The organism is Lactobacillus kalixensis DSM 16043 (assembly GCF_001434335.1).
Lineage (GTDB): Bacteria > Bacillota > Bacilli > Lactobacillales > Lactobacillaceae > Lactobacillus > Lactobacillus kalixensis.
Map to the genome: position 1 here is coordinate 2,658 of NZ_AZFM01000043.1, position 2,082 is coordinate 4,739.

The 2,082-nt window shown below is 34.5% G+C and carries 1 protein-coding gene; it reads right to left on the minus strand.

The features are described 5' to 3' along the window. Positions 1-311: 311 nt before the first annotated feature. Positions 312-1,295: a hypothetical protein gene (locus tag FC46_RS08830; protein ID WP_057799898.1), complete on the minus strand. Its 984-nt coding sequence runs from the start codon at positions 1,293-1,295 to the stop codon at positions 312-314. Positions 1,296-2,082 lie beyond the last annotated feature (787 nt).

Below are 2,082 nucleotides of genomic sequence, written 5' to 3' on the forward strand. Positions count from 1 at the left end.
ATTTTAACAAAGTCGGTGAAGCAGAAAAAGCTAATCGGTCTAATTGTGAAATTTTGATTTTTGCAAATATGCAAATCCTGCCAAATTAGGAAAAATTAATTGTGTACGGGCAAAAATTCACAAGAGAAAAAAATCAAGCGCACGAGAACTAGTCTCATGCGCTTTTTTTGTGCTTCTGATAATGTACATTATGTAAAGTTCAATTGGTCTAGGTTAAAAGTCACCTTTTTAACTTCAAATCCGTTCCCCACATTATAATGTAATATGTAACATTATAATGTGGGGAAGCAAAAAAATGCTTTTCCGCATTTTTATAAATAGTCATAAGGAATCTTCTTAAAGTCGCAATACAAGTGTGCTGGTGCGAGCATTCCTAAATGCAGTAGTTTATCGATATATCTTATCTCAGAAGGATCTTTAGGATCTTCTGCAAACCGGGAACTTTCTGGCACATTCTTAGGCTGATCTAAGTAAAATAAAGTTTTAGTATTCTTACCTTTACCATCGCGGTTATGGACGTATAGTTGACTTCCCTGTTTTACCATGGTTTGCTGAGCTTCACTACCAGACCATGAATCGCTTGTGGTAAAAGGACTATAACCATGCAATTCATGGCTATCAAGTCGATTAAATACATCCATACCAGTGTTTTTATTTGCTTTTCTGTACATAAGCGTTAAAGGTAAAGCCAGTTGATCTGATACAAGTTGCCAATGATTATATTTAGTGAAAGCGACAGGGTTCATGTAATACAAATTGTCCAGCAATTTTTTCACTTCAGGCTTATGATAATCGACTTTGACATACTTTGTGATATCAATTTTTTTATCTTCATCTGCAGTGAAATGCCATTTTAGATAATCTCTGATGAAATCATAATATTGCTTCTTTGTAAAAATTTCTTCCCAAGGCACGAAAATTGATCTTCTCGCAGGAATAAAACTACTATTTATCAGATCTTCAGTTTCTTTGGTTGAATAAAAAATTCGCTCTTTTCTTGGAAAATTTAAATCATCAACCGCCCCAGGGTTAAAAAATGCTTTATAAATGGTGGAATACCGTGGATTTAGATAGACATAATGAAGATGGGGTGTTAGTTCAGTTACAACAAAATTTCGAGATGAGCGGGTCATCCGTCCTATTTCTCTTTGAGTATAATAAAATCTCTCTGAATCAACTCTCTTTGTAGGATTTTCCTCTTCATAGACAATATTATTTATCTTATCGTAAATTGTCTTTATCATCATTTTAGAATTTTTAGTTTGTTTAATTTTTTTAGATTTATCTTCTGCCATATTTTCTGCCCTCCACATTTATAACGTTATATATTACATTATAAATGTGGGAAGCAGAATAAACAATTCCATTTGCTAAATGTACGAAAAAAGGACAGTTCTAAGAACTAGCCCCCAATCGTTTTTGCACGCGCATGCAAAATTTCTTTATCTCTCTAGGTATTTGTCTATACCTTGCCTCTTACTTTGTCGATTCCATACGACGGTTGTTGCATGAATTACGCAAGTTCAGACGTTAATGTCAGGCAAAAACAGACAAGATAGCTGTCTTCGGACGGCTATTTTTTTATCAAATTTCCGCTCCAGCTTTATAACGCTATATATTACATTATAAAGCTGGGAAGTGGAGTAAATTATTATTTACTAAGATGAGGGCACAAAAAAAGCGTCTTTTCAGACGCAACAGCCGTCCGAAGTAAGTTACCAGCTTGCTTCTTGTTCGCACGTTATCCAACTTATCATAATCACCGTGCCTAATAAGCGCGGTCAACCACCCCAGAATGAATTTTGGGGGTTGAAGGCTTATAAAACAAAATATTTTATAAGAACATCAACTAGCTTAGATACAGGTATGACTTACCAAAGCCTTTTTAGTCCATGGGTTGCCTACGGACTTTTATTTTTGATTATTGATAATCAATTTCAGTAAGTCATTTTAGTATTATTACTAAGTCTTGGCTATCGACTAATGCAATAACAGATTTACTAAACAAATTATAGCATAGTACAAAAATCACTGCTTCAACAACATCTGCTGGGAAATCACTGCTTCAACAACATCTGCTGG